Annotated in this window: 20 protein-coding genes; 8 read left to right on the top strand and 12 right to left on the bottom strand. The window is 50.4% G+C overall.

Annotation, left to right across the window (positions count from 1 at the left end):
• Window positions 1-3: 3 nt before the first annotated feature.
• From hslU to LX98_RS00955, 4 genes are all read left to right on the top strand, one after another.
• Window positions 4-1,407, top strand: a complete 1,404-nt coding sequence (gene hslU / locus LX98_RS00970; RefSeq protein ID WP_496427132.1) for an ATP-dependent protease ATPase subunit HslU — start codon at window positions 4-6, stop codon at window positions 1,405-1,407.
• Between the two features lie 84 nt (window positions 1,408-1,491).
• Window positions 1,492-2,385, top strand: coding sequence for an acetylglutamate kinase (gene argB / locus LX98_RS00965; protein WP_496427131.1), 894 nt, complete (start codon window positions 1,492-1,494; stop codon window positions 2,383-2,385).
• A 5-nt stretch (window positions 2,386-2,390) separates the two neighbouring features.
• Window positions 2,391-3,044, top strand: a complete 654-nt coding sequence (locus LX98_RS00960; protein ID WP_496427130.1) for an isochorismatase family protein — start codon at window positions 2,391-2,393, stop codon at window positions 3,042-3,044.
• A gap of 176 nt (window positions 3,045-3,220) precedes the next feature.
• A complete protein-coding gene (locus tag LX98_RS00955; RefSeq protein ID WP_496427129.1) occupies window positions 3,221-3,688 on the top strand; it encodes a helix-turn-helix domain-containing protein in 468 nt (155 codons plus the stop codon).
• Window positions 3,689-4,050: 362 nt separating this feature from the next.
• On the opposite strand, the gene LX98_RS00950 is transcribed toward LX98_RS00955, so the two are convergent.
• From LX98_RS00950 to LX98_RS00940, 3 genes are all read right to left on the bottom strand, one after another.
• On the bottom strand, window positions 4,051-4,878 hold the full coding sequence (locus tag LX98_RS00950; RefSeq protein ID WP_496427128.1) for an ATP-binding protein: 828 nt from the start codon (window positions 4,876-4,878) through the stop codon (window positions 4,051-4,053).
• Between the two features lie 535 nt (window positions 4,879-5,413).
• The gene (locus LX98_RS00945; protein WP_496427127.1) at window positions 5,414-7,555 is read right to left on the bottom strand and encodes a V-type H(+)-translocating pyrophosphatase; all 2,142 of its coding nucleotides are present in this window, start codon (window positions 7,553-7,555) and stop codon (window positions 5,414-5,416) included.
• 490 nt (window positions 7,556-8,045) lie between these two features.
• Window positions 8,046-8,648, bottom strand: coding sequence for a pseudouridine synthase (locus LX98_RS00940; protein WP_496427126.1), 603 nt, complete (start codon window positions 8,646-8,648; stop codon window positions 8,046-8,048).
• A 770-nt stretch (window positions 8,649-9,418) separates the two neighbouring features.
• Here LX98_RS00940 and hflK point away from each other — a divergent pair.
• From hflK to LX98_RS00925, 3 genes are all read left to right on the top strand, one after another.
• Entirely contained in the window at window positions 9,419-10,459 is a 1,041-nt protein-coding gene (hflK, locus tag LX98_RS00935) for an FtsH protease activity modulator HflK (protein WP_312644733.1), read from the top strand.
• Entirely contained in the window at window positions 10,456-11,313 is an 858-nt protein-coding gene (hflC, locus tag LX98_RS00930) for a protease modulator HflC (protein ID WP_496427125.1), read from the top strand. The genes hflK and hflC overlap by 4 nt, the downstream gene beginning before the upstream one ends.
• A 66-nt stretch (window positions 11,314-11,379) precedes the next feature.
• Window positions 11,380-12,045, top strand: coding sequence for a pentapeptide repeat-containing protein (locus LX98_RS00925; protein WP_496427124.1), 666 nt, complete (start codon window positions 11,380-11,382; stop codon window positions 12,043-12,045).
• 224 nt (window positions 12,046-12,269) lie between these two features.
• On the opposite strand, the gene LX98_RS00920 is transcribed toward LX98_RS00925, so the two are convergent.
• From LX98_RS00920 to LX98_RS00895, 6 genes are all read right to left on the bottom strand, one after another.
• Window positions 12,270-14,315 (bottom strand): PAS domain S-box protein, encoded by a 2,046-nt coding sequence (locus LX98_RS00920; RefSeq protein ID WP_496427123.1) that lies wholly within the window; start codon window positions 14,313-14,315, stop codon window positions 12,270-12,272.
• A gap of 155 nt (window positions 14,316-14,470) precedes the next feature.
• On the bottom strand, window positions 14,471-14,641 hold the full coding sequence (locus tag LX98_RS00915; RefSeq protein WP_312644742.1) for a hypothetical protein: 171 nt from the start codon (window positions 14,639-14,641) through the stop codon (window positions 14,471-14,473).
• A 224-nt stretch (window positions 14,642-14,865) separates the two neighbouring features.
• Complete coding sequence (locus tag LX98_RS00910) at window positions 14,866-15,162, bottom strand: hypothetical protein (RefSeq protein ID WP_496427122.1); 297 nt, start codon at window positions 15,160-15,162, stop codon at window positions 14,866-14,868.
• Window positions 15,163-15,739: 577 nt separating this feature from the next.
• Complete coding sequence (locus LX98_RS00905) at window positions 15,740-16,669, bottom strand: GTP-binding protein (RefSeq protein ID WP_496427121.1); 930 nt, start codon at window positions 16,667-16,669, stop codon at window positions 15,740-15,742.
• Between the two features lie 60 nt (window positions 16,670-16,729).
• On the bottom strand, window positions 16,730-17,488 hold the full coding sequence (locus LX98_RS00900) for an SIMPL domain-containing protein (protein ID WP_496427120.1): 759 nt from the start codon (window positions 17,486-17,488) through the stop codon (window positions 16,730-16,732).
• Between the two features lie 255 nt (window positions 17,489-17,743).
• Window positions 17,744-18,973 carry a TraB family protein gene (locus LX98_RS00895; RefSeq protein ID WP_496427119.1) on the bottom strand — a complete coding sequence of 410 codons (1,230 nt, stop codon included), beginning with the start codon at window positions 18,971-18,973 and terminating at the stop codon, window positions 17,744-17,746.
• Window positions 18,974-19,100: 127 nt separating this feature from the next.
• Between LX98_RS00895 and LX98_RS00890 the strand changes: the two genes are divergently transcribed.
• Window positions 19,101-19,304 carry a hypothetical protein gene (locus tag LX98_RS00890; RefSeq protein ID WP_496427118.1) on the top strand — a complete coding sequence of 68 codons (204 nt, stop codon included), beginning with the start codon at window positions 19,101-19,103 and terminating at the stop codon, window positions 19,302-19,304.
• A 35-nt stretch (window positions 19,305-19,339) separates the two neighbouring features.
• Here the strand turns inward: LX98_RS00890 and LX98_RS00885 are convergent, their stop codons facing one another.
• The 3 genes from LX98_RS00885 to LX98_RS00875 form a co-directional block, all read right to left on the bottom strand.
• The gene (locus LX98_RS00885; protein WP_496427117.1) at window positions 19,340-19,651 is read right to left on the bottom strand and encodes a hypothetical protein; all 312 of its coding nucleotides are present in this window, start codon (window positions 19,649-19,651) and stop codon (window positions 19,340-19,342) included.
• Between the two features lie 53 nt (window positions 19,652-19,704).
• Window positions 19,705-21,489, bottom strand: coding sequence for a M24 family metallopeptidase (locus tag LX98_RS00880; protein ID WP_496427116.1), 1,785 nt, complete (start codon window positions 21,487-21,489; stop codon window positions 19,705-19,707).
• A gap of 173 nt (window positions 21,490-21,662) precedes the next feature.
• Entirely contained in the window at window positions 21,663-21,998 is a 336-nt protein-coding gene (locus LX98_RS00875) for an anti-sigma factor antagonist (RefSeq protein WP_496427115.1), read from the bottom strand.
• Between the last annotated feature and the right edge of the window lie 299 nt (window positions 21,999-22,297).

The following is a 22,297-nucleotide window of genomic DNA, read 5'->3' as shown; positions in this document are numbered from 1 at the left end:
CGTATGGAACAAGGAACCTCACCAACACCCAAAAATCTGGACTCCCTCACCCCACGCCAAATCGTAGAGGAGTTAGACCGCTACGTCATTGGACAACGGGACGCCAAGCGTATGGTCGCGATCGCCTTACGAAACCGCTGGCGGCGCCAACAGCTCAGCCCGGAACTCCGGGATGAAATCGTCCCGAAAAATATCATCATGATTGGCCCTACAGGGGTGGGGAAAACAGAAATTTCCCGACGAGTTTCAAAATTAGCAGATGCGCCATTCATTAAAGTTGAGGCTTCCAAATTTACCGAGGTAGGGTACGTCGGCAGGGACGTGGAATCTCTGATTCGTGACCTCACCGATCTATCCATTAATATGGTCAAGACGGCTTATCTGGAAAAGGTTCAAAAAAAGGCTGAAGAAATGGCCGAAGAGCGGGTCTTAGATATGCTGCTTCCGCCCTCGCCGTCGAGCCCCTCGTTTGAGACCACTGAGGAGTCAGCAGCCCCTTCTACACAACAAAAACAGGATCAACAGGACTCCACCCGCTCAAAACTGCGGCTCCAACTTCGCGAGGGCAAATTGGATAATCGAATGGTGGAAATAGAAATTAAAGAACGAGGAGGACTTCCGGTCGGAATCATTTCAAATATTGGGGGAATGGAAGATCTTGAGCACAACCTTCGGGATATGCTCGGCGGCATAATGCCGGGAAAAAAGAAAAATCGGCGGATGAAAGTCTCAGAAGCCTTGAAATTCATGGCCCAGGAAGAAGCGCAAAAACTTATTGACATGGAAGAAGTCACCAAGGAGGCCATTACCCGCACGGAACAATCTGGCATCGTCTTCCTGGACGAGATTGATAAAATTGCCGGACGGGAGAAACACACAGGCCCCGACATTTCCCGGGAAGGCGTGCAGCGGGACCTCCTCCCGATCGTAGAAGGGTCGACGGTCAACACCAAGCACGGGCCGGTCAAAACCGATCATATTTTGTTTATTGCCGCGGGAGCATTTCACGTGGCCAAGCCCTCGGACTTAATTCCGGAATTACAAGGCCGGTTCCCTATCCGTGTAGAACTGGAGCCCCTCACGAAGGATGACCTCATCCGCATTTTAACCGAGCCCAAAAATGCCCTGGTCAAACAATATCACGCGTTACTGAGCACCGAAGGGATCGCGTTGGAATTTACCACAGACGGGATCGAAGAAATTGCGGCGACCGCTGTGCAGGTGAATGACCGAACCGAAAACATCGGCGCACGACGGCTCTTCACCATCGTGGAACGGTTATTGGAAGATGTCTCGTTTGAAGCGCAAGATCTTCAGGAAAAAGAGGTCGTGATCAACGCGCAGTATGTGCGGGATCACCTTCAAAGTATTGTAAAGGATGAAGACCTCAGCCGGTACATTCTTTAAAATCCACACTTCTGTTACTATGGTCATATTTCCCTTTCGCCTTTCCCATTTCCCCCTAAACCCTGGAGCTTTTGAGTAGGTTGCATGAACAAACTGATTAAAAAAGCGGACATCCTGATTGAAGCGCTTCCCTATATTCGGACCCTGGCTGGAAAAACCGTGGTCATCAAATACGGAGGGAGCGCAATGGTCCATGAAGAACTCAAGGAAGGCTTCGCCGAAGATGTGGTCTTATTAAAATATGTCGGGTTGCAACCGATTATCGTTCATGGCGGTGGACCACAAATAAACAAGATACTGGATAAATTCGGCATTGAGGCAAAATTCCTGCATGGAGTTCGAGTCACGGATAAGCCAACTATGGAAGTCGTGGAAATGGTCCTCGGTGGAAAAATTAATAAAGAAATCGTGTCGTTGCTGAACCAGCATGGTGCCAAAGCCGTCGGACTCACCGGCAAGGATGGTCGCCTCCTGACCACGAAACCATTTAATCCCAAGAGCCTGATTCACACCTACAGCGGATCAACCGATGTGCTGCACCCTGAAGACTACGGCTTCGTCGGCCAGGTCAGCCATGTCGACACCACCTTACTCCATACACTCCAAGAGGCGAATTTCATTCCGGTCATTGCGCCAATTGGGGTCGACGCCAAATGGGAAACGCACAACATCAATGCCGATCTGGTAGCCGGCAGCGTAGCTGCAGCGGTTCAAGCCGAAAAATTACTGGTCTTAAGCGATGTCAAAGGCATTCGTGATGCCAATAATCGGCACGTCTCTACCCTCTCCAGAAAAGACATGGAACGCATGGTCAAAAAGCAGGTCATCAGTGCAGGCATGCTCCCCAAAGTTCATGCCTGTTTGACCGCCCTTCAGGGTGGTGTCCGTAAGGCGCACATTATTGATGGACGGGTGCCTCATGCGGTGTTACTCGAGATTTTCACCGATAAAGGTATCGGGACAGAAATTGTGGCATAACGAACATGAAGCTTTCCAAGCATTCCTCTTCATCGGATTCTTCACCTTTTCAGACCTCGGCCGCTCCCCAACCCGATCAGCATTCCGCGCTCCTTTTAGTCGACTTACAAAATGACTTCTTTCCGGGTGGAGCACTGGCCGTTCCCGAGGCAAACAGCCTTATTCCTCTCATCAACGCCTACATCAAGCACTTTAGCCGGCAAGGCTGGCCCATACTGGCAACCAGAGATTGGCACCCCGCTAATCACAGCTCCTTCACCGAACAACACGGGCCTTGGCCGGTCCACGGAGTTCAAGGGTCACGCGGAGCTCAATTTCATTCCGACTTGGTCCTTCCTCCCGGGATGATGGTCATTTCTAAAGGAACCGACCCGAAGAAAGATTCGAGATCCGGCTTTGACGGTACGAGTCTGGCCGACCGACTGGAAGATCTCAACGTCCAAACAATCTATGTCCTGGGACTACCGACCGAACACTGCGTCAAGCACACGGTTCTCGATGGCTGTCAACGCGGGCTTCGAGTCGTCTTGCTCACTGATGCCACAAAAGGGAGCGACCTCCAACAGGAGGTCTCCCCGAATGTCCTCAAAGAAATGACCGATGCAGGCGCCTATCTCGCCCATAGTCGCGATATCGGAATCCCCGCCTCTTTCCGCTGACCAGTTTCTGCCCCACTCCTTAATTACCATACGGAGGGTGATTTCCCTATGCTTCGACTTGGGAAAATTGCGCGATCATTACATCCGCGTTTTTCCTGAACCCTTCTTTTGATCTTTTAACCAGTGGTGCACATTTATCCTCAAGAGTTGTATGGAGAAATCCGAGAAGTGGATTTATGAGACCAAAGGGTAGTGCAGCAAAACTAGAGTCGAGACGCCGATTAGCTGCCAGTCTGTTGGCCAGAGGCCGAGGCATTCGCGAGGTCGCACGAACGATCGGGGCAGCCCCCTCGTCCGTCAAACGATGGAAAGATGCACTCGAACAAGGGGGGAAAAATGCCTTAAAGTCTAAACCCCATACCGGTCGTCCATCCCGCCTTTCGCCCAAACAACGCCAACATCTCCTTCTTATGCTCAAACGCGGACCACAAGCCGCAAAGATGCGGAGTGATCATTGGACCTGTCGCCTGATTGGCCGGATGATTCGCCAATGCTTCGGGGTCAAGTATCACCCCGACCATGTGAGTCGGATTTTGCGAGGTTTGGGTTGGAAAAATAAAATGAAAATCAGCAGGATTAAAAAAAACAGTAGAACGACCCAACCACGCCTCCGGCGCTTAGGCCAATCCCGCCGCCATCGATAAGAAATTTTTCGATGGAGGTCACTTCAATCCGCCATGACCGAGAGGTCAGTTTCGACTTTTGGCCAATATCCCTTTCGTGCTTCATTTCTCGATATCTTCTCAACTTTCTTTAGAGATCGTCCTTCCACTGCCATTCACCACCACGTTCAGCTCAGAGGACCTTTCTGTCTATTACAAGCAAACTCCAAGGGAATGTTATATGCAAACCTCCGCAAAAATCTTTCGATTCCCGGAGTACTGCAAGAAGATTTCAGACACACCGCAACTAACAACAACCTCAGAAAATCATTTGAAGCAGGCCAGGGCCTCTGCCTAAGTGGCTGACTGAGTGCTGGGAAAAACACGTCTTCATTTTCTTCGATTCATTTTTCTTTCCCTTCTCCCTCCTCGACAATAATTGCCCGAGGAAAATACACCCGAAAGGTCGAGCCTTGCCCCGGAATTGAATCGACTTCAATGTTTCCTTGATGCCGGTCTATGATGCGACGCACAATGGCCAACCCCACCCCCTGACGACTACCCGGCTCCACGGCAGGATGGGAGAATGCCTCAAAAATTCCGGCATGATGGTCTCCCGCAATCCCGGTTCCGTTATCCCCAACAGAATAGACCGACCAACCATGCCTCGTTTTACCGGAGATAATAATTTCTCCCGGACGTGCAGGATCGAGATATTTCTGGGCATTATCAATCAAAATCGAAAAAACTTGAGTCACTAACACCATATCCCCCATACAATCCGGAAGATCCTCAATCCGCACAAGAACTTCCCTGCTCTTGAGTTTTCTCTCCATCGAAGTCACGATTCCCATCACAAGGTGATTCACGTCCAGGCCCTCCCACCGAAGGCCAATCTGCCCAAGCCGGATAAACTGAAGAAGTCCCGACGTGATACCACGCACATGATCCACCTCACCCTGAATACGTTGTACGGCCTCGGGAATATCTTTTGTGGGGAGAGCACCGAGTGGCTCCCGCGCATAATGGGACAGCACCTCCTCCTCAAACAATGCATCCAGCCAACTGCATGCCATGGTGAGTGTCTGACAGGCGTCCTGGATAGTTGTCAGTGAGGCAGGAAGATCCTGGGAGATCACCTGTAACAACAGATCCACATCTGTGGAGGAAACCGCCTCAGATTTTGTCTTCCTCTGAAAAGAAACATCTCCTGGTTGTTTGGGTGGCTCCATACCGGGTGACTCCTTTTCCGCCCGCCATCACAGTCAGTTAGAAACCCGCCTACCGGACCTTGGCAGGACATATGCCAATGGAGAGAGATCGCCGTGTCCCTCTGAAAGCGTCGTCCCTGAAATTCTAAAAGTACCGGAACAACGAATGAGAACAACGGGAGTGCCTCATTGCGACTCTCAGTATCATCAAAACAGAGATCTCGCCCTTAAAATTTTAATACATTAATCTTTGTTGAAATGAGGCCAAAAAAAGAGGGGAAAAACCGATGGAATGACCATCTTGGTCAACCACCGCAAAGGAAAGAAAAAGGGGATGAAGAGAGAGATAAAAACTGTACAAGGAATGGAATAATGACAAACACAACATCAAGATAAAAATGAAGACACCCTACAAAGGCAAGGTCAGTTTCGCGATATAACTTAAAATGGAAACACCATCATCTACATCAACCATTATAACAAGGAGAGCAGCATTCGGCCCAACAACACAAAGGGGAGATCCGGTCCTGTTGGGCGGCCCCCTGATCTGTGGAAATTACTTTATCAAGAGCCCCCCGTACTGAACGAAAAAGGGCACAAACACCAATGACAGAATAGCTGAAAGTTTGATCAGGATATTTAACGAGGGCCCTGAGGTGTCTTTCAGGGGATCACCCACGGTATCACCAACGACTGCGGCCTTATGGGTGTCCGTACCCTTCCCCCCAAGATTTCCAGCCTCAATATATTTCTTTGCATTATCCCAAGCCCCACCACTATTCGATGAGGAGATGGCGATGACCCCACCGGCGACAAGGGATCCGGCGAGCACCCCAGCCACCGCTTGAATGCCAAACAGGAATCCAGTGATCAACGGCGTTCCCATGATCAGAATGCCTGGTGCAATCATTTCTTTCAGGGCAGCTTGAGTTGAAATCGCGACACATTGCTCATAATCAGCCTCGGCCTTTCCTTCCATGAGGCCGGGAATGGTGCGGAACTGACGTCGGACTTCTTCAATCATCTTATAAGCCGCCGACCCCACCGATTTCATCGTCATAGCGGAAAAATAGGCAGGCAACACCGCACCGATAAACAACCCGGTAAACACTAGGGGATCCAGCAAATTAATACTGCCTAACAGATCATAATCCTGGCCATGTTGTTCCTTCAGCAGTAAATCCGCCCTGGTAAGGAACGCCGCAAACAGGGCCAATGACGTCAGGATAGCTGCACCGATGGCAAAGCCCTTCCCGATGGCGGCAGTAGTATTTCCGGCAGCATCCAACACATCCGTCCGTTTACGAACATGTTCGGGCATACCGGCCATTTCAGCGATACCCCCGGCATTATCAGAAACCGGTCCATAGGCATCAATCGTGAGTGCAATGACAAGTGTCCCCAACATCCCAAGAGAGGCAATGGCCACCCCGTACATACCGGCTAACATCCACGGGATATAGATGGCGAGACCAATGGCGAGATAAGGGCCCACGGCACTCTGATAGCCGAGTGCCAGTCCAAAAATGATATTCGTGGCTGCACCCGTTTCACATGATTTCGCTACTTCCCGTACAGGCCCATAGTCATGGGAAGTGTAGTACTCAGTCATCAATCCCACCGCAAGCCCCGCAATCAGACCTGACAGGAAGCAAAAATACACACCCAGATCAGTATACGCCTGCCCACCAATCTCAAAAGTATCCGGAAGCATGGCCTTAGTGACAAATAACATCACCACCGCCATCAACGCACTGGAGATGATGAGCATCTTTTTCAGCGCCGGGCCAACCTGGTCCTCGGAGGTAACCTTGACCATCATCAGCGTGAGAAGGCTCACCGGGATGCCAATGGCAGAAATAAGGATTGGATACAACAACGCATCAACCATTCCGGAAAAGGCGACAGCACTAATCACCATGGCGGCGCAGGTGCTTTCCGCACAAGAACCAAATAGATCGGCCCCCATTCCGGCTACATCGCCCACGTTATCGCCCACATTATCGGCAATCACCGCAGGGTTACGCGGGTCGTCTTCGGGAATCCCCGCTTCAACTTTTCCCACCAAATCGGCCCCGACGTCAGCAGCTTTTGTGAAAATTCCACCACCCACACGCGCAAATAACGCGATAGACGATCCCCCGAGACCGAAGCCGGCAATGACTTCCATCAGAATATGCGTCGGGAGTTGAGCCGGCATGATACTTTTGAGCCCAAGATAGATAATTAAGAGTCCTAAGGCCGCCAAGCTGACCAAGGCAAAGCCCATTACAGCGCCGGAATGCAGCGCAACATTGAATGCGGTGGAGAGAGATTGATTGGCAGAAACCGTCGTCCGCACATTGCCTTGTGTCGCGATCTTCATCCCGATGAAACCCGAGGCAATGGAAATGATGGCGCCAAAGATAAATGCAATAGCGGTATACAAACCTTCATTCACGTAGTCGGTGTGATGATCATCAATTAACACCGCAATGATTGCGGCAAAAACCACCATGAAGATGGCCATAATTTTGTATTCCTGTTTCAGGAATGCCATAGCCCCGGTGGCAATAGCCGAATGGATTTTCGCCAGACGCTTCCGGGTTTCCGGATTTTCGACACCCATATCAATGGGGATCTTCAGGACCGATGCAGAGTAATAATACGCAACAGCTAACCCAAGAACAGACAGAGCCAGAATAATAGTTACCGACATGTTAGGAATATCTCCATTCTTATGTATGTGACCAATAGTGAATTGTTCGCACCGGCTCAACAGGAACTATAGGATGAGATGGTCGAATTCCGGATATGGGCTTAGACCATACGGCACAACCTAAGACCCGACCGTCTTTTTGCCCACAGAGAAATGCCTCACTCTCTAATTAACTTCCTTCTATCGTTCTAGCTTGGGGACAAAGCAGCGCGCGAGGGGTTGCCCTGGACCGACCAGACACCATCATGACATCGGCCTGATTTAAAAATGTGTCATGCCGCCATTCCGCCGGTCATCAACTCATGTTCATTAGATGACAAGCGTTGAATTTTACCTGTCCGGGCAACAATGTTCAAGGTAAAAACCCTAATACCCATTTTTACCGACACCAATGCCCTGATCAAGGTTAATCTTGAGGTATGTTTTCGTCTCTTGGTAATTATTTCATCCGAATGGATTTTTCCTGTCCACACATGCGACCCAGAAAGCCCTAAGACAACCCGCGCAATTCTCCTGTTCGAAGCTCCCTCCATTGTCCTGGCGCAAGAGATCCCAACCGAATCGGCCCGATGGCGACACGAATAATCCTTAGTGTCGGATGTCCCACCTGAGCAGTCATATGTCGAATTTGCCGGTTCATGCCTTCCTGAATTTCCATCCGCAACCATGCCGTAGGAATGGATTTGCGAAAACGAATAGGGACCGGACGAGGATAGACCTCTGGCTCCTCATAAAGAAGCTGCACCTTAGCCGATCGGGTCCTTCTGCCCTTGACGATGACGCCTTCCCGAAGCCCCACGAGGGCAGGTTCATCCGGAATATGTTCCACTTGCACCAAATAGGTTTTAAAAACTTTTTGAAATGGCGAGGTCAGACGATGAGCCAGATCTCCATCGGAAGTCAGGAGCAGGAGGCCCTCACTATCCATATCCAATCGACCGGCCGGATACACCCGTGACTCAGCTACATAGTCGGCTAACGTCGGACGCCCTTCAGAATCGGTAAATTTTGACAGGACCCCGTAAGGCTTATGCAGCATCAGATGACGATGAAATAATTGCGAGGATGTCCCAGCTTGAAATTTGGACTTCATTTGTCTGCGCGTCCGGTCAATCAACAAACGCTTCTCCTAACTTTCTCCATGATATTTCCACTGCCTTACTCAATTATTTAAGAGAACATGTGACGGGAGTGATACCCCAAAACTTCACCTTAGCTGACGCCGTATCTACCACATACATGCCTCCCTGCACCCCGTCAACTCTCACCCCTTGATAACGACCAGGAATAAGATGCTCATTGGTAGAAACGACAGGACCTGAAAAAGCTCGGCTCACCCCCAAAACACTTACAAGCCTTAAACAGACAACTTATTGTTTTCTCCCTGTCCTCATAAACATCCCTCCCCAAAAAAATAAAACCTATTTCATCGTTGCCATTACCAAGCCCTCTGCGGCTATTGGATCAACATCAACCACTTATGGGCAAGTGAGAAACGCCTCCAACCTGACTACCGTATGGAGGTCTCCTACCGATCAACCCAGCCTCCATTCACTTCAAATATCATAAGAAAAGATCAGACCATACAAATATGTTATTTTCTTCGTTTAGTCCTAACAGGAATAAGAGAATTTTTATTCCTGGATACCAATCCAAGTCTCTGACGAGGCCCGCTTAACCAAAAAGCCAATAGAACGAATCTCTATCCGATAAAGAGCTGCAGCACTGCACTCCCTGCCTGTTTGGAATAGGATTCATTGATCTTTTATTGCCCCATTCGAAAATTTCTGTTACCGTGGTTTACTGTAACTACAGTAATCACCTCGCACGTCCCGCTTGTAACTCAAACTATAGGACTAACGTATGGCATGGGAACCTAAAGATCCGTGGGGAGGAAGCGGTCAAGACCCCCTCGATGAAGCGCTTCGGAAAGCACAAGACCAACTCACTCGACTCGTGCCTGGCCGGGGTTTCAAATCAATCATTTACATCGTCATAGCAGTCCTGGCTCTCTGGCAATCGGTGTTTATTGTGGCCCCGGACGAGCAAGGTCTGGTTAAACGGTTTGGCGATATTGTTCGCGAGGTTGAATCCGGCCCACATTTCAAAATTCCATTTGTGGAAACAGTGGATACCCCAAAAGTTGAAAAACTCCATCGAGTAGAGGTGGGATTCCGCACCGACCGAGGACGCACCCAATTCATTCCAAAAGAAGCCCTCATGTTGACCGGTGACATGAATATTCTGTCTCTCGAGTTCATCGTTCAATATAAAATCAAAGAAGCTAAAAATTATCTATATAAGGTCGCCGATGTCGAGTCCACGATTCACAACGCCGCTGAAGCAGCCATGCGAGAAGTCATCGGCAAAAGTAAAATTGATGAAGCGCTAACGATCGGCAAAGCCCAGATTCAACAGGAAGCTCAAGACCTGCTTCAAGGCATCCTCGATCAGTACCTGGCTGGCGTACAAGTGGCCACAATCCAACTTCAGGATGTGAATCCTCCGGATGCCGTCGCCGCGGCTTTCAAAGATGTCGCCAGCGCCAAGGAAGACCGTGAAAAACTCATTAACCAGTCTCACGGCTACCGAAACGATCTAATCCCCAGAGCCAAAGGGGAAGCGGCTCAAGGCATCAACCAGGCCAAAGGGAGCGCACAGTCACGGATTGCACGTGCGGAGGGAGAAGCCAATTACTTTCTCCAGACTTTAAAAGAATACAAACTGGCCAAGGATGTCATCAGTAAACGGGTATACATTGAAACGATGGAAGAAGTCATGGCGAACACGGAAAAAATTATTCTGGACTCTAAGGCAGCCGGCAACGTCCTGCCCTTTCTTCCGTTAGACCGCCAATCCGGCTCTCGCGGAGCAACAAACACGCAAGGGGGGGACTCCCGATGAAACAAAATCTCCTCGTGGGTGTCATCTTAGTTTTTGGACTGCTTTTGGTCTTAGGTCTTTCTCCATTTTTTGTGGTCGACTTAACCGAAACGGCTATTGTGGTCGCATTAGGAAAACCTGTCCAAACCATCACGGAACCAGGGTTGAAGTTTAAAATTCCCTTTTATCATCAAGTCACCTTTTTTGATAAGCGCTATTTGGACTATGACGCTCCCGTACGAGATGTCATAACCAGTGACAAGAAGTCCATGGTGATCGACAATTTCGCCAAATGGCGCATAGTGGATCCCTTAAAAGTCTATCAGGCATTTCAGACACAACGAGGAGCCCTCCAGCGCCTTGACGATATCATTTACTCGGAATTGCGTGTTGAGTTGGGCCGGCATGAACTGACGGAAATCGTTTCCGCCAACCGTGCATTGATTATGAAGGTCGTATCGGATCGTTCCAACGAAAAAGCCTCGGCCTACGGGCTGGAAGTTTTGGATGTACGAATCAAGCGGGCTGATTTGCCCGAGCAAAATGAAAAGGCTATTTTCCAACGGATGCAGGCCGAACGGGAACGGCAGGCCAAGCAATATCGGGCGGAAGGTGAGGAAGAAGCGCAAAAAATTCGATCAGAAGCCGAAAAAGACAAACAAATTATTTTGGCGGAGGCCTATAAAACCGCCCAGGAAATACGTGGAGACGGGGAAGCCAAAGCTTATAAAATCTATGCGACGGCCTACCAACAAGGCCCGGAATTTTTTGAATTCATCCGAACGATGGAAGCCTATAAGAAAACGTTTGCGAACAATACGACGTTGGTTCTCTCCCCGGATTCGGAATTCCTCAAGTACCTCAAAAAACGGTAAAGAAACAAACACCCACCACCTTCAGCCAGGCGATCCGGTTCGTCGTTCAATCCCGACACTCTCCTCATGGCCAATCCTGAACATGTTGAACGCCTCATCAAGGGGGGGGTCGGGGAATGGAACAAATTTCGACGGACAAATCAGACGATTCAACCCGATCTTGGCGGAGCTGATCTTTCCGGGTACGACTTTACCGGGCTTGATTTAAGCCAAGCCAATCTGGAAGGGGCAGACCTCTCAGACGCCTATCTCTTTCATGCCAATTTAACAGAAGCCAACCTCTCCGGCGTGAACCTCACTGAAGCCGATGTGCAGGAAGCCAATCTGATCAAGGCTAATCTCTCACGTGCCACCATGACCAGGATTGATTTGTCTGGAACCGGGCTCATTGCCTGCAACCTGGAGGGCGCGAATCTTGAGGGGGCCACCCTTACACGTGCTTCGCTTCCATGGGGAAATCTTACCCGAGCCAATCTGGCCAAAGCCAAGCTTCACCTAACTGATTTGCGTGAGGCTCAACTCATACAGGCTAATCTGGAAGGGGCTTCACTTCAGGATACATCCCTGACCGGGACGAACCTACAGGAAGCCAATCTCCAAAGCGCTACTCATATCTCCATTGATCTGCTCGCCAAAGCCAAATCTCTGTATCAAACCATACTTGATCCGGACCTAAAGGGAACCCTTTTGCAATACCACTCTCACCTTTTTGAAAAACCAGTTGACTTATAGAAAAGTGCTTCAGGCAATTTTAATTTTCCCTTGGAACGATTAATTTAGGAAGTTTTGTCCATGACAGTATCGTACGTATCGATGCAAGTCGGTAAGTAGTCGAAATAGTCTTGTTCAGCAAAGCGGTTGGCACTTTGGCAGGCGAAAGGTACAGATTCGCAGGTAAGTATAACAATGGACCAAGTTCACGTATGAATGACCGTTCCCCTGGATCAAGAATCCCGCTATGGATGCATTCCTTCTGGTCCCGAAATCTCTGGGGTCATCGGTAATTGGATGGTGAAGGTGGTGCCTTTCCGTGGTTCACTTTGTACGCTGACCGTTCCTGAATGAGCATCGACCACATCCTTAACTATCTTCGTCCCCAATCCGGTTCCCCCGGCTTTACCGCTAATCGCTCCTTTAGTAAATAATCTGTCACGGATTTCAGGGGGCATTCCCCCACCCGTATCTGCGACCGTTAACACCACAGTTCTTCCATCTAACCCTACTGATCCACCAATGGTGACTGATCCACCGGCAGGGGTTTCCGGAATGGCATTATTGACCAGATTGTAGAGGGCGTTGAACAAACGGTTCTCATCCGCCTGAATGGGCGGAAGGACGTCAAGACCTTGCGTGTGCAGGGAAACCTCCATCTCGGTGGCATAGAAGCGAAGGATGCCAAAGACGCCTTCGACCACTTCTGACACCTGGCATGGAGCAAACCGCAGCGGGCTGGATATACCTTTGACCGTATCAGCAATCTCCCGCATGCGACCTTGAATCCGACGGGCATTCTTGACGATCATGTCGACCGCCTCCCTGGAAAATTTTCTTGAGGCGGACAATTCCTTCGGAGTCACGTCAGGGAACTTCGTAAACAATTCTTGTAGATCGTCGTCTAACAATTTGGCGCCATTCAGCACCGGCATGAGCATATTCTTAATATCGTGGGCTATATCCCCAAGCATCACCGTCACACCAGCGAGCTTGGTCTCTTCCAATAATTCTGCAGTCATTCGTACCCGCTCGCTGATATCCTTGAACGTCACCACGGCCCCAATCAAAATTCCATTTTCCCGGATCGGCGAAATGTAGTAGTCCACGGGGAAAGAGGTCCCATTTTTGCGCCAGAGCCCCTCTGTATCATTATGATAAACCCTTCCCTCCTTGAGCGCGGCATGAATAGGACAGGCCTCTCTGGGATAGAGTGACCCATCGGGTTTCGTATGATGAATCAGCTCGTGCATCGGCTCGCCAATTAATTCCTCGACCTTGTATCCCAGCATAAGAGCCCCTGCCGGATTCACAAAAGTGGTTTTGCCTTCTCTATCCAATTCATAGATCCCCTCTCCCGAGGCGGCGAGGATTCGTGCGTAGTGCCTCGCGAGATTTTGATGTGTTTCCATCACTCTTTGACGTTCAATGGCCGTGGCGATGCGATCAGCCACTAAACCCAGACTGTGCCACGTAAAACTAGTCAGGAAATGCCGGGAAAACACCGCCATGACCCCCACCACTTCCTGATTGACCAGCAGCGGATACCCCGCAAAGGACACCAGCCCTTCTTTCGTAGCCCATGCCCGTTCTGGAACCCCGGCATCCTCAATGATTGCATTGGTCAGATACGGCCTCTTCTCAAAGGCAATCTGACCGATTTGCGAATGGCCAAACGGCACGGAACCGGCCAAATGAGTAGAAAGCCCGGCACTAGCCTGCAGCTCCAATCCTTCCTCCAGAGAAGGCATTGTCCAGAAGCCGGCCCAAGCCCCATCCAGATGACTTATGAATGAATCCGCGCAACCCTGCAGGCGGACACTCAATGTTTGGTCACAGTTCAGAACCTGCCCCACCTCCGCCTCAAAGGCCAACAATCGGTTCCGTTCTTCCAGCACCCTCTCAGCCTGTTTCCGCTCAGAAATGTCGCGTATGATGCCGCAATAAAATGTCTCATCTTCGAGGTCTGATTTTGAAGGAGCCATCTCAATAGGGAATTCCTCCCCGTTCTTTCTCAAGCCATGCAGCTCGAGGGTTTTCACGATACCGCCCCCTTCGACTGCTGATCCCACCCGTTCCATTCCATAGCGATGCGCTTCGTGATAGCGAGCCGGGATAATGCGAGTCAGTGGCCTCCCCACGATTTCCTCGCGGACATACCCAAACATTCTTTTAGCACCCTTATTCCAAGACAAGATGGAGCCATGCTGATCCCACAAAATAATGGCATCCGTGGCGGTCTGTACGACAGATTGAAACCGTTCTTCACTGGCTGTCAACTTCAGAGTCAATTCCCTAGAAGAATTCCTGGAAGCCGTACCTTTTGATGTATGGGTGTGGGTTGTTATGAGTTCGTTTTCTGTCAATTGAGTGTTTTTCATTGTCTTATGAAATCCATTACAAAATTCTATAAAATTAAACCATCAAAACTGTATTGAAATACCCGTTACGGCGCAGAAGTCCGCCATTTGCGATCAAGAAACCATATGATCCCGTCAGACAACCCCAAAATGACAGTCATGACCACCCACCAGGTTCCGACCACTAAAACCGGAATCAACACAAGACCCACCAAGCCCATGACGATTCCTAACAGGGCCCACATGACCAGTTCCATGTTTCACCTCCATTTAATTAGCTCAGAAAAGTCTAGATATGAGGCAGGGGGATCTCCCGTTGGACGCTCTCACCTCACCCTTCCCTTCCGAGGGAAACGGTGAGGCGAAAGAGCCATACTCAACAACGGCAGAGATTCAACTTCACTGCTCCGAGCCAGTCGTGAGACACTTGCCTCAGGAAGACTCCTTGGACACCAACAAGCAGGGGCACCCGGATTGGGCCTCAGAAAGTCAGTGACGTCCGATTGATTGTCCGGGCAGTCTCAACTTGTTGGCAGCTTCCTTCCGCCAACATAAGTTGCCCGCTACTGGCATCTTGGGGAATTCTTCCCAGACAGGCTTTTAATGTGTCCTGGACACTTCCCGCCGCAATTTGCGTGAGACCTTGAGCCTGTGCCTCGGCAGAAGACATCGGTTCTGTCCCTTGTGGGGCGGCCAAAGTCAGTCCCGGCAGAATCCAAGGGATGAGCGCCATAGCGGCAACAAGAATGGTGCGTTTCATCAATAGAGTGTGTTTCATGATATTCTCTCCTTCTAAAAATAGTGTAAAAAAGTGTCCCCCACGTCACATGAGTCCATGTGACGCAGCAAACAAGACTGGCAACCTGCCTAGAAAGTAGGGATTCTTACTCTCTCGATGGCAGGTCCCTAGACAGGAGGTGTTGGCCTCTCGATGAAAGACGCATAAATGGCCGCACCCCAAAAGAGAAACATAATGCCTAAGAGAGCTTCCAATGGATTCATAGTGTTCACCTCTTTCCTGGGACCGCAGGGGTCAGGAATGAACTCTCCCAAAACCTGATCTGACGACCAGCGTTACAATCAAAGCCGTTGGACGGCACCGATTGGTGAGAAGAGTTTAGGCGTAGGCTTGCGGAGACAGAAGAATCAGACGCGCAGGAGGGAAAATTGGAGCGCGAGGGATAGGAGAGTCAACGTAGGTTCATACGTCATACCTTTACGCTATACCTTAAACAGGAGGGTGTCAAGGCAACACCATGTGTGTCTCGGGGGTAGTCGACAATAAAAGCTGATGATTCCCACAAGTCCTCCATGAATGAGAACCCGATCCGTGGAGATGGGCAAGGCCGAAGTCTCTATTTTCGGCGGATGGCGACCAAGCGGCCAAGCATTTCTTTGGGAAATTGTGAGGGAGGCGAGCTCAGATCAATGCGGGAACCCACGCCTTGAACCAGCTTCGGACCTTCTGAGGTGTTCACGATGCCTTTGATGCGAAGGGCTTGAAGTGATTGAAGTTGTTGTATGAGCTGTTCAGGCGTGAGGTCGTCAGAAAAAGAGAGTTCCTCTGCCTCAAATTCCTCATGCGTGTGAGGAAGGAGTTCAGGCTTTCGTTGAGAGTTAAGTGAAACCTTTTTTTCGGGGAGGGAAGGAAAAACAATCGTCGTATCGATTTCACCCTGAATGCTTCGGATCACTGGAGCACCAGGGGCCATATCCTGAAGAAGGTTTTCCAATCGACCGATTGAGTCTGATGGAACTAAATCGACTTTATTGAAGACCAACAGATCTGCCGAAGATACCTGTTGCTCAAACGTGCCCTCCAAGTCCCGTCCTTGAGCCACTTGTTCCGCATTGACGACAACCACCGCTAAACTCTCACCCACCCACTCCGTGACGGGCTCACGCCAAAAGGTCAGGAGCGTTTCGAAGGGTAATGCCACGCCGGATGTTTCCACCACCACTCGATCCGGACGAATAGTTTCCCACAGATTCTGCAACGTGTTGAGTAATTCACCGGAAAGCTGGCAGCACACACACCCTCCTTCCAGTTCCACATAGCCTGGACCGCCTTCTTCTTGAAGCAGAGCCCGATCAATGCCTAATTCACCAAATTCATTGGAGATCACAGCCAATTTCAGCCCCTGTTGTTGAGCATCCGCAATCAAATGCTTGACAAGCGTCGTCTTGCCAGCCCCAAGGAAACCGGACACCACCAATGCCGGAACACCAAGATCTGGTCCAGCTTTTCCAGTTCGTGCAACAGCTTCTGGTTGTTCATTGTTCATGGAGGAAACGCTCCTGAGCACTAAGGACCGGGGGCCGGAGTCGGGTAAAGACAGAATTGATTATTTCTGACTGATTTCATACACCAGGAGGACGGAACCACGTATTGAGATTTCACCTGCCGACACCGATGCATCTCCACCGCTATCCATCGCCATCGCCATGCGGTATCGACCCTCAGGAGGGGATGGAGAAACGCCACCTTCCGAGACAATGATCATACGTACCAATTTAAGGTTCAAGGCCTGAGCCAACGCTTCAGCTTTGGATTGGGCTTGGGCAGAAGCCTGTTTCAAGACTTCAAGCTTGGTGGGTTGTTCATTTTGCAAGCCCCAGGCAATGCCTGAAAATCTGTTGGCTCCAACCTGTAAGACCCGGTCAACGACCTTTCCCACCACATCAAGATTACGCACCTCCACATTGACGTGGTGGACGACACGGTAGCCAATGATACGAGGAACACTGTTCTCTAACGTTCCATCGGTTGGACGACGAGGGGGGGGTGGATATTCAGGAATGACGTTCAATGACGTCGTTTGAATGAACTCAGACGGAATGTTAAATCGTCGGCATTCCTCCAAGACCTTCGCTACCCGCTCCTGATTCTCCTTTTGAACATCGGACAGCTTTTCTCCGACTGTTTCGACCGCAAAACTCAACACCGCCTTATCAGGAGCCACATTGATCGTCCCCTCTGCGGAAACGGTTAATCGTGGAAGATCCTCATCATTCGTTCCCGCCCACCCCGATACCGGGAGCAGCAAAAAAAATCCCAGCACCACACCATTCACTATTTTTGAGGCATTCATGGTCGTATACATTGACAAACCCCCTGAATGTTTTTGAGAATGGCTTCTAGTCATGACCAACACCGATTCTCTTCCCCCTTTGAGGCCTTCTACCTCGGATCTGCCGGACCGTCTCTGCACCTGGTGTCAAACTTCTATGCTGAAACGTCTCGTTGGCGATGGTCGATTTATTCACTATACCTGCCCGAAATGTATTTTCCAGCATACGTCGAAAGTCCCCGCGCCCCAACCCTAGCCTCACGGTGCGGTGCGTTGTTTGGCTCCTGATTAAAACAAATTGGAAACAATGCGGGTGCCCCCTACCCACGTGCCGATGAGGCTCCCAATCGTGGGAAGGAGAAAGGCTAAAAATACACGAAGGAGTCGACTTTTCCACCACTTTCGTGGAATGGCAATATCTTCCGCCACCGTTTGAAACTCCCGCACCAAAGGCGGTTGCAAATACGCCTGGACAAACGCCGTCACATATCCGACTCCAATAACGGGGGTGAGACTGGTAAACGGTGCCGAGATAAATGCGGCGGCGATGGTGAGCGGATGGGCCATGGCCAACAACCCGCCAATCCCGCTCGGAATACCATTGGCCAAAATCCAAAACAATAAATTCTCTCCGGCAGCACTTAACCCCTTTTGCCATCCTATCCAAGCAATTGACCCCACAATCAGCACAGGGATACTCCAACCCACTGCTTTCCAGACCGGAGAGACGGGCTGGATGCTTTCCAGCTCCTCCAAGTCCACCTGCTCCCGGCCATGCAATGTGCGGGAAATGCCTTCCACATGCCCGGCGCCAACTACGGCGACAATCCTGGTCCCCGACGCATCGGCAATTTTTTTAGCTAAATAGTGATCCCGCTCGTCAATGAGCACCGTTTTAAGCGTCGGCACCTCTTTCCCTAAGTCCTTCATCATTTCTGAAAGCACATCCTGCTTTTTCAGGTTCCGAATCTCCTCTTCGGAGACTTCAGTGGTATCAAAGATACTCAGCATGAGCGAGGACATTAACAGGCTTTTTCGCCAAAATGGGGTGTTGCGCCAGGCCCGACGCATCGTCACTCGCACGTCCCGGTCAGCGAGGGTCACGGGAATATCATGCTTGTCGGCCATACGAATGGCCTCCAGCATTTCGGTACCTGGAATGACGCCCAATTTATCTCCCAACCGTTTTTGGAAGGAAGACAAAATAAGATTGACCATCAGGGTACTGAGCTGCTGCTTGCGGATGATTTCCTTGATGTCCAACGATTCCCATCGATTGGGATGCGAAATGGCTTCAAACCGCTTGGCATCCAATTCTACACAGACACGATCGGGATGCTCCTGTTCAATGACGAGTTTGACCAAATCCACAGATTCTTGTGACACATGAGCGGTGCCAATAAGAATCACAGTCTTCCCATACACGGACAGACACAAGACATCAGCCTCGTACCGTCCCACCAAGCCTGTGGATGCTTCCGACACAATTCCTGGTGGGGTATAATCTGAATTTTTCATGGGCACACCATGGCATATCCGGCAAGGAACTTGTCAAGCCTCATCGTTATCGATCACAATACTTTCATTAAAATTGAATTCAGCGCCTACCACAAGACCCTTTCAGCACGACAACATGGAGGTTTAATTGCCAACTGAATCTCAACGACCCGTTCAACGTCCTCCCGTCTGGATGTGGATCAGTGCCGATGGAGGACGATGGCGGATTAATCATACACCGAACGGCGTGTGGTCCTGTCGGATTGGTCTCGGGGGAAAACGCGTGGGATCTTGGAAAACCGGACTTCCTCCTAGCCTGGATTCCTGGCCAAAAAGCAACAATCAGGAATAGGAAACTCCCCTTGCACTGAGATTCTCCTGGGAAACTTACAAGTCAAATAGAAAGTTGACATTATCCCCGCCAAAGGCTTTGACCGTTCCCTCAATCACTTTTTCGTTCTCTGAATACACCCATACCGCCACATCCGATAATCCGGTGAGTCGCTTCATCTGTTCCATGAGGACCAGGATAATTTTCCGCCCTCGTTCGCGATCGGCCGACAAACGATGAAACAGTCCCTGGGTCACATGAAGTTGGAGAAGATGACCCTTCACAGTCACATCGGTAATCTCAGGATTTTGCCCCATTTGGGTTTTAATGGCATCCACTATCTCTGCATTCGATTTTTGGGTCTTCATATAATAACTCCAGTTTGACTATGTTGCGAAGAGCATGGAGGGAATTGGCGGATCTAGATGAGAGGTTGCGTTGCCTGCTCCAACCAGGCACGAGTATCCGTATCCACGACAGATTGGAGTTCCGCCCGCACGCGAGCATGATAGGTATCCACCCACTGACGTTCTTTGAGCGATAACACTTCGATGGCGATAAGGGCTCGCTCAAAAGGCACAATCGTCAGGGTATCAAAGGCAAAAAACCTCCGCGATGAGTTCTTGAAGGACTCATCTTCCACCACCGTCACCAGGTTTTCCAAGCGAATCCCATAGGCACCGGTTTTGTAATAACCCGGTTCATTTGACACAATCATCCCCGGCTTCAGAGCAACCGCATTGGCAGCTTTCCCGATTCGGTGTGGACCCTCATGGACCCCCAAAAAACTCCCGACACCGTGGCCTGTCCCATGATCGTAATCCAACCCCATTGCCCATAGGGGCGCACGTGCCAGCGCATCTAATTGGCTGCCTGTGGTCCCCTCAGGAAATCTGGCCGTAGCCAGAGCAATATGGCCTTGTAACACGCGTGTATAACGATCACGATGTTCGTCCGTAGGACGTCCAATCGCAATGGTCCGGGTGATATCGGTCGTTCCGTCCAAATATTGCCCTCCGGAATCAACCAGATACAATGTCCCTGGCTCCAGGCGGCTATTCGTCTCCGGGGTCGAATGATAATGCACAATGGCGCCATTTGGCCCTGCACCCGAAATTGTAGGGAAGCTGCAATCCTCCCACAACGCCTGTTTTCGACGACAGCCGTCGAGATAGTCCACGGCCTCTAATTCAGTCACCAGCCCCTTGGGTCCTTCCCGGGCCAGCCACGCCAGAAATTGACACATGGCCACTCCGTCCCGTTGATGCGCCGCATAGGCTCCTGCAATTTCCACCGGATTTTTACAGGCCTTTGGCAGCACACAGGGATCATTTTTATGTACAATGTCAGCCCCACTCCGGCGTAATGTGGTGAAAATCCAGGAATTGGTCTTGGCTGGATCACACAGCACCCGATTCCCATGGACTCCCAACTGTTGTAAGCCAGCTTCAAATTCCTCCGGTAGTGCAAAGGAAATGTCCGGACCCAAATGCGCTTGTAAGCCCGGGCTGATTTTTTTCGGATCGACAAACAGGGCAACCCGCCCGGTGGCATATAGAATAGCCCGGCACAAAGGTAATGGAGTATGGGCTACATCCGATCCGCGAATGTTCAATAACCAGGCAATAGAATCGGGTGCCGTAATGATGGCCGCATCGATCCGGTCTTCTAAACACCTCCGGCTTAAGATCTCCCGCTTAACCTGAGAACTTTGACCGGAAAAATCCAGGAGATGAGGCTTGATTACACCCGAGGGTGGTTGAGGCCGATCATGCCAGACCACATCGATAGGATTCGAGACACAGGGGACGAGTTGTGCACCGACTCGTTCGATTGCTGACTGAAACCGTTCGAGATCCTGCGGAGTATGCAGGGAAGGGTCATAGCCGATTCGATCGGTTGGTGCTGCACGAAGTGCCAACCATTCATCCGGTGAAGTGTCCCCACTATTGTGAAGCGTAAAGCTTTTCTCATCAACCTGGTCAGCCACTTGAAGCGTATACCGGCCATCCACAAACATTGCGGCTTCATTCCGTAGGACAATCGCCGTCCCCGCCGAACCGGTGAACCCGGTTAACCAGGCAAGCCGCTCTGCGCAGGAAGGCAGATATTCATTCTGATATTCATCCGTATGCGGCACCACAAAGCCCGTCAATTGTTGACGGACCAGTTCCGCTCGCAACGCCATAAGCTGCTCAGATGCCATCACAACTTTCCTATTACCATAAGCATTTGGATTACACCCCTTTCCTTTAGCGAACCCCATGTGAGGATAACACATTCGCTACTGTCTGCCGATTGTTTAACACACGTACCCCGGCGAGGAAAATCGACTCACTTCATTTTAAACGATGAAAACAGGGAAGCGCACCCGGGAATCTATTGGATGGCTTGCAAGGCAGTCTCTTCAGTGGGATATGTCGGAATCAGTTCGGGAAATTTTGCGTCTTCGAGTAAGGTTTTCACCGGCTGTTGGGGTTCTACGACACTCATGGCCATATGATTGTCATTCAAGTCAAGGTAGGCGAGCACCAGTCCCCCCAACCCAATGGTGTCCATGAACGTGACGCCCTCCATATTAAAAATGATATGCCTGGCGCCGGAGAACCTGGCGGATTTCACCATCCCCTGGAACACTTTCCGGGAGTATGCGGTCACCCGTCCTGAAATCATCAAGACCAGCGTTGTATTTTGCATTCGTTCGGCTACTTGCATCTCGACACCAGGGGTTATTTTGTTATTTTCGGCAATTTCCTCCGATTCTTGCTGAATGCCCCAGATTTCCTCATGATGTCGAGGGTCTTGTGCCTACACAGGTAGACAGTACCATTATGGAAAGAGCATTATGACGGATCTTGGGCCGCTCACCGGCAAACAACATACTGAATTTACGAGGAAACTGAGAGAAAATACAGAATATCGCGCCTGAGCGGCAGAAAACTGTTGGAGTGGGCAAGGAAAAGGCAACCGAGGCACACGAGGGATACCCCCACAAGATGAGCCTCTCGGCAGAT

The sequence above is a fragment of the Nitrospira marina genome (assembly GCF_059568365.1).
This window is presented reverse-complemented; position numbering and strand designations above follow the sequence as displayed.

Coding starts and splice junctions, on each gene's coding strand:
- hslU (WP_496427132.1), top strand. CDS start 4: ATGGAACAAGGAACCTCACCAACACCCAAAAATCTGGACTCCCTCACC.
- argB (WP_496427131.1), top strand. CDS start 1,492: ATGAACAAACTGATTAAAAAAGCGGACATCCTGATTGAAGCGCTTCCC.
- LX98_RS00960 (WP_496427130.1), top strand. CDS start 2,391: ATGAAGCTTTCCAAGCATTCCTCTTCATCGGATTCTTCACCTTTTCAG.
- LX98_RS00955 (WP_496427129.1), top strand. CDS start 3,221: ATGAGACCAAAGGGTAGTGCAGCAAAACTAGAGTCGAGACGCCGATTA.
- LX98_RS00950 (WP_496427128.1), bottom strand. CDS start 4,878: ATGGAGCCACCCAAACAACCAGGAGATGTTTCTTTTCAGAGGAAGACA.
- LX98_RS00945 (WP_496427127.1), bottom strand. CDS start 7,555: ATGTCGGTAACTATTATTCTGGCTCTGTCTGTTCTTGGGTTAGCTGTT.
- LX98_RS00940 (WP_496427126.1), bottom strand. CDS start 8,648: ATGAAGTCCAAATTTCAAGCTGGGACATCCTCGCAATTATTTCATCGT.
- hflK (WP_312644733.1), top strand. CDS start 9,419: ATGGCATGGGAACCTAAAGATCCGTGGGGAGGAAGCGGTCAAGACCCC.
- hflC (WP_496427125.1), top strand. CDS start 10,456: ATGAAACAAAATCTCCTCGTGGGTGTCATCTTAGTTTTTGGACTGCTT.
- LX98_RS00925 (WP_496427124.1), top strand. CDS start 11,380: ATGGCCAATCCTGAACATGTTGAACGCCTCATCAAGGGGGGGGTCGGG.
- LX98_RS00915 (WP_312644742.1), bottom strand. CDS start 14,641: ATGGAACTGGTCATGTGGGCCCTGTTAGGAATCGTCATGGGCTTGGTG.
- LX98_RS00910 (WP_496427122.1), bottom strand. CDS start 15,162: ATGAAACACACTCTATTGATGAAACGCACCATTCTTGTTGCCGCTATG.
- LX98_RS00905 (WP_496427121.1), bottom strand. CDS start 16,669: ATGAACAATGAACAACCAGAAGCTGTTGCACGAACTGGAAAAGCTGGA.
- LX98_RS00900 (WP_496427120.1), bottom strand. CDS start 17,488: ATGTATACGACCATGAATGCCTCAAAAATAGTGAATGGTGTGGTGCTG.
- LX98_RS00895 (WP_496427119.1), bottom strand. CDS start 18,973: ATGAAAAATTCAGATTATACCCCACCAGGAATTGTGTCGGAAGCATCC.
- LX98_RS00885 (WP_496427117.1), bottom strand. CDS start 19,651: ATGAAGACCCAAAAATCGAATGCAGAGATAGTGGATGCCATTAAAACC.
- LX98_RS00880 (WP_496427116.1), bottom strand. CDS start 21,489: ATGGCATCTGAGCAGCTTATGGCGTTGCGAGCGGAACTGGTCCGTCAA.
- LX98_RS00875 (WP_496427115.1), bottom strand. CDS start 21,998: ATGCAAGTAGCCGAACGAATGCAAAATACAACGCTGGTCTTGATGATT.